Origin of the sequence: Luteococcus sp. (assembly GCF_043424415.1) — a bacterium.
In the GTDB taxonomy this organism is placed as follows: domain Bacteria; phylum Actinomycetota; class Actinomycetes; order Propionibacteriales; family Propionibacteriaceae; genus Luteococcus.
Genome location: NZ_JBHWOO010000254.1, coordinates 1 through 4,391 on the forward strand (window position 1 = coordinate 1; position 4,391 = coordinate 4,391).

The window sequence follows — 4,391 nt, forward strand, 5'->3', positions numbered from 1 at the left end:
CGGCGTGTCACACGCCGTCCTCGTCATGGGCGGCTCTTCCGGACCTGGACGACAGGACCTCGATGCCCCGTATACGCAGCACCCACGATCTCGATGACGACGCCCCGGCGGCGCGGGGAAGCCTGGGGGCGCAGCGGGCACGCCACCAGAAGATCGCCGAGTCGGTGATCAAGCGGGGTTCCATGAGCATCGGTGACATCGTGCGCGCCACGGGCGTGAGCGCGATGACCATCTATCGTGACGTGGCCACGCTGGAGGAGGCGGGCATCGTCTCGCGCCAGCGGGGCCAGGTGCTGGCGGTGGCAGGCAGCCTGCAGGAGGCCTCTGCAGGTTTCCGGCTGGAGCAGAACCACGAGATCAAGGCCTCGATGGCGGCGGCCCTGGCCTCGCGGATCAAGCCGGGCTCCTCCCTGGTACTCGACGACTCCACCAGTGGTGTGTGGCTGCTGCGTGCGCTGGAGAACGTCGCCCCCCTCACGGTGGTGACCAATTCACTGCTGGTGGCCCAGGAGGTGGGGGGGCGCGACGACATCAGGCTCCTGATGACCGGCGGCGAGTACCAGCCGTGGGCGCAGGCGCTGATGGGGGAGGCGGCGATCAGCGGCCTGTCACGCATCCATGCCGACGTGTGCGTGATGTCGGCCTCCGGCGTGGTGGACGGGCGCTGCATGCACCCCTACGGCGACGTGGCGGCCGTCAAGCGGGCGATGCTGGCCTCGGCCCACTGCAAGGTGCTCATGCTGGACCACACCAAGTTCACCCGGCGGGCCCTGCATGCCTTCGCGGCCGTCGAGGAATTCGACATCGTGGTGGTCGACAGGGCCACGGCGCAAAGGACCCTGGACTGGCTCGCAGAGCTGGACGTGGAGACGATCATCTCCGAGGAGTGACCCCGTCCGAGGGTTCCCCGATGCTGCGCGGTGCGCTCAGCGGGCGGTGAACAGGCTCCCGCGGCGGGTTCCGCGCCATCCCTGGCGGTCGATCCCGGTGGCGGTGCGGCTGGTGCCGCGCCAGTCGGTGGCATCCAGCCGGACGCGCATCCGGGTCAGGCCGTGCTGCACCATGCGGGAGGCCTCGGGCACCCGTGGCTCCGGTGCGGTGGTGCGGCTGGCGGTCTTCGCGCGGCGCAGCGGGCGGTAGGGGGCGCGGGCTGTCTCGTCGGTGGCGGTGCTGGTCCTGAAGAGCATGCTTTCCTCACGTTGTACTGGAAGTGAGGCGTGACCACTGGTCACGACCCACAGTGGTTCACGTCGGGAGGAACGCCGGTGACGGCGATTCCATTCCCGTGGTCTTACCTTATACCTGTGGTCTGACCTTTCTTCGTGAAGCGATTAATCACACAAACCATGTTCAAGGTCACGCTGTCCGTGTTACTTTCATCCTGCGGCGACACGGCCGCAGCAATGGTGCGGAAGGAAGAACATGGCTTACCGGGTCGTGGTGGGTGCAGACATCGCCGGCGTCGAACTGAAGGACCTGATCAAGCAGGACCTGGAGAAGGACGACCGGATCGACAGCGTCACCGACATCGGTGTCGCCGCGGGCGAGGACGTCGACTACCCCCATGTCGGCATCAAGGCCGCCCGCATGGTGGCCGCCGGCGAGGTGGACCGGGCCGTCCTGGTCTGCGGCACCGGAATGGGCATGGCGATCACCGCCAACAAGGTGCCGGGCGTGCGGGCCTGCACGGCCCACGACAGCTTCAGCGTCGAGCGCCTGGTGCTCAGCAATGACGCCCAGGTCCTCTGCCTCGGTGCGCGTGTCATCGGGCCCCACCTCGGCCGTCGGCTGGCAAAGGAGTTCTTCGACTACGACTTCGACGCCAGCTCCGCCTCGGCCGCCAAGGTTGAGGCCATCAGCGCCTACGAGGGCGACGCAGCCTCCTGCTGAGCCCCACCCGGGTCCTGCGGCGTCCGATGCCGCAGGACCCTGACGAAAACGTCGCGGACGCGACCCTCACACAAGGAACAATGATGTTCACAGTCTCACTGGGGATCTTCCTCTTCGGCCTCCTGGCCGCCGCCGCCGGCGGGTACATCGGTGCCGCCATCGGTGGCAACTTCGCCTTCGTCATCACCGGCCTCTCGGTCTTCTTCGCCTGGGCCATCTTCCTGGGCACCGGCTCCGACTGGGGCTTCAACTACGTCGCCTTCGGCCCCTTCGCCGGGCCCTATGTGATGTTCGGCGGCGGTGTCGCCGGCGCCGCCTATGCCTGGCACAAGGGCTACCTTGAGTCGGGCAAGGACATCAACGCCGCCCTGGCCGGCCTCGGCCGCCCCGACGTGCTGCACGTCGGTGCCGCCTTCGGCGTCTTCGGCTACCTGTTCAAGTCGCTCGTGGTGGACAACCTGCCCTGGCTGGGTACCCACACCGATGGCGTCGCGCTGACCGTCGTGGTCTCGGCCCTGCTGGTGCGCATCCTGTTCGGCAAGAAGCAGGGACAGGGACGCGGCTCGCTCACCAACCCCGAGGGCTTCACCCCCGGTGCCACCAGCTTCGGCGCCCGGATCGCCCCCCGCGAGGACGCCCAGTGGCTCCCCTGGCAGGAGAAGTGGGGGACCCTGGTCAGCTTGGGCACCTTTTTCGGCGGGGCCGCGGCAGCCCTGTCGATCGTGATCGGCCACGTGGTCAAGGGCGGCGCCGGCTTCGCCAACTCCTTCCCCTTCGCCATCTCGGCGATCATCATCCTGTTCCTGATCATGGGCTTCAACATGCCCGTCCAGCACCACATGACCAACATCGGCGGCCTGGCCGGCGTCGTCTTCCTGCCCATCATCTCCGGTGCCGGCTTCGACTGGAACGGAGTCTGGGACAGCCACCAGTGGACCCTCGCCGCGGTCGCCATCCTGATCGGCAGCCTGTTCGGTGTCCTGGCCGCCTGGCTCGTCGAGTTCTGGGCCCGCGTCTGGTACAACCGCGGCACCACCCACATCGACCCGCCGGCCGCCGGCATCTGGATGATGAACACCCTGGTCGTCGGACTCGGCGTCCTGCTGGCCTGAGCCACCCACCCTGCAGCACACGACCCACGCACAAGGAGCACCGGGATGTCCCACGACCCGATCACCAATCCGACCGAACTGCACGATGCCTATGTCTTCGACATGGACGGCACCATCTACCTGGGCGACCACCTGCTGCCCGGTGCCACCCGCATGGTGCAGGAGCTTCGGCGCAGGGGCATCCCGGTGCGCTTCCTGAGCAACAACCCCACCAAGGACCCTGAGCAGTACGTGCACAAGCTCGACGCGCTCGGGCTGCCCACCGACGTGGCCGACGTCGCAAACACCGTCGTGACCACCACGCGCTGGCTCCAGGCCCACCATCCCGACGCCAAGGTCTTCTGTATCAGCGAGGAGCCGCTCAAGAAGGCCCTGCGAGGTGCCGGCTTCACCCTCACCGAGGACCCGGCCGAGATCGACATCGTGATCGCCTCCTATGACCGAACCTTCGACTACCGCAAGCTCCAGATCGCCTTCGACGCCATCTGGTTCCACAAGCGGGCCTTCCTGATCCAGACCAATCCCGACCGCTACTGCCCCTTCCCGGGCGGGCGCGGGGAGCCCGACTGTGCCGCCATCACCGCCGCCATCGAGGCCTGCACCGGCGTCAGCTGCCGGGTGAGCCTGGGCAAGCCGTCGGCCGTGATGCTCACCGAGGCACTGGCCGGGCTCGACGTCGAGGTCGAGAACTGCGTCATGGTCGGGGACAGGCTCCAGACCGACATCCAGATGGCACTGGACACCAACATGCGCTCCGCCCTGGTGCTCACCGGCGAGGCCACCATGGCCGACGTCGAGGCACTCGACCAGGACAAGCGCCCGACCTATGTCCTCGACAGGATCGACCGTCTGCTGCCCCAGCAGGTCTGGGACGAACTGGGCTGGACCGAGGACAACGACCCCGACACGCACTGAGTACGCACCACACCCTTCCGAGCGGCGCAAGGGAGCGCCGGACAAGGACACCGAGATGAACACCACCGGCCCCTACCTGATGGGCATCGACTACGGCACCGAGAGCTGCCGCGTCGCGATCTTCGACATCGTCGGACGCCCCGTGACCTTCGCGGCGACGCCCTATGCCACCACACATCCGCGACCCGGCTGGGCCGAGCAGAGCCCCGAGGACTGGTGGCTCGCGCTGCAGGCCTCCTGCCACAAGGCCATGGCCTCCTCGGGCATCCAGGCCCACGAGATCGCCGGGATCAGCTATGACGCGACCACCATGACCGTGGTTCCGATGAACGACCATGGCGTCGAGCTGGGCAATGCCATCATGTGGATGGACGTGCGAGCCACCGAACAGGCGGCCAGGGCCGAGAAGTCCGACTCCGTCGCGCGCCTCTACAACGGCGCCGGCACCGCGCCCGCCACCGCCGAGTGGTACCC

At 67.8% G+C, this 4,391-nt stretch carries 6 protein-coding genes; 5 read left to right on the forward strand and 1 reads right to left on the reverse strand.

All coding sequences use genetic code 11. From position 1 onward, the window contains the following. The first annotated feature begins 62 nt into the window (after window positions 1-62). Window positions 63-890, forward strand: coding sequence for a DeoR/GlpR family DNA-binding transcription regulator (locus ACHFFZ_RS14685; RefSeq protein ID WP_394277345.1), 828 nt, complete (start codon window positions 63-65; stop codon window positions 888-890). Between the two features lie 36 nt (window positions 891-926). Here ACHFFZ_RS14685 and ACHFFZ_RS14690 read toward each other — a convergent pair whose 3' ends face one another. Beyond that, window positions 927-1,187, reverse strand: a complete 261-nt coding sequence (locus ACHFFZ_RS14690; protein ID WP_394277346.1) for a hypothetical protein — start codon at window positions 1,185-1,187, stop codon at window positions 927-929. A gap of 235 nt (window positions 1,188-1,422) precedes the next feature. Here ACHFFZ_RS14690 and ACHFFZ_RS14695 point away from each other — a divergent pair, with 235 nt between their 5' ends. The 4 genes from ACHFFZ_RS14695 to ACHFFZ_RS14710 all read left to right on the forward strand — a co-directional run. Further along, on the forward strand, window positions 1,423-1,890 hold the full coding sequence (locus ACHFFZ_RS14695) for a ribose-5-phosphate isomerase (protein ID WP_394277347.1): 468 nt from the start codon (window positions 1,423-1,425) through the stop codon (window positions 1,888-1,890). Between the two features lie 83 nt (window positions 1,891-1,973). Then, a complete protein-coding gene (locus ACHFFZ_RS14700) occupies window positions 1,974-3,002 on the forward strand; it encodes a hypothetical protein (protein ID WP_394277350.1) in 1,029 nt (342 codons plus the stop codon). A gap of 45 nt (window positions 3,003-3,047) precedes the next feature. Further along, the gene (locus ACHFFZ_RS14705; RefSeq protein WP_394277348.1) at window positions 3,048-3,917 is read left to right on the forward strand and encodes an HAD-IIA family hydrolase; all 870 of its coding nucleotides are present in this window, start codon (window positions 3,048-3,050) and stop codon (window positions 3,915-3,917) included. Window positions 3,918-3,972: 55 nt separating this feature from the next. Beyond that, on the forward strand, window positions 3,973-4,391 hold a 419-nt coding region (locus ACHFFZ_RS14710; protein WP_394277349.1), incomplete at its 3' end, for an FGGY family carbohydrate kinase.

Bases quoted from the DNA above. Each gene is read 5' to 3' on its own strand.
- ACHFFZ_RS14705 (WP_394277348.1), top strand. From the start codon at position 3,048: ATGTCCCACGACCCGATCACCAATCCGACCGAACTGCACGATGCCTAT.
- ACHFFZ_RS14685 (WP_394277345.1), top strand. From the start codon at position 63: ATGCCCCGTATACGCAGCACCCACGATCTCGATGACGACGCCCCGGCG.
- ACHFFZ_RS14695 (WP_394277347.1), top strand. From the start codon at position 1,423: ATGGCTTACCGGGTCGTGGTGGGTGCAGACATCGCCGGCGTCGAACTG.
- ACHFFZ_RS14690 (WP_394277346.1), bottom strand. From the start codon at position 1,187: ATGCTCTTCAGGACCAGCACCGCCACCGACGAGACAGCCCGCGCCCCC.
- ACHFFZ_RS14700 (WP_394277350.1), top strand. From the start codon at position 1,974: ATGTTCACAGTCTCACTGGGGATCTTCCTCTTCGGCCTCCTGGCCGCC.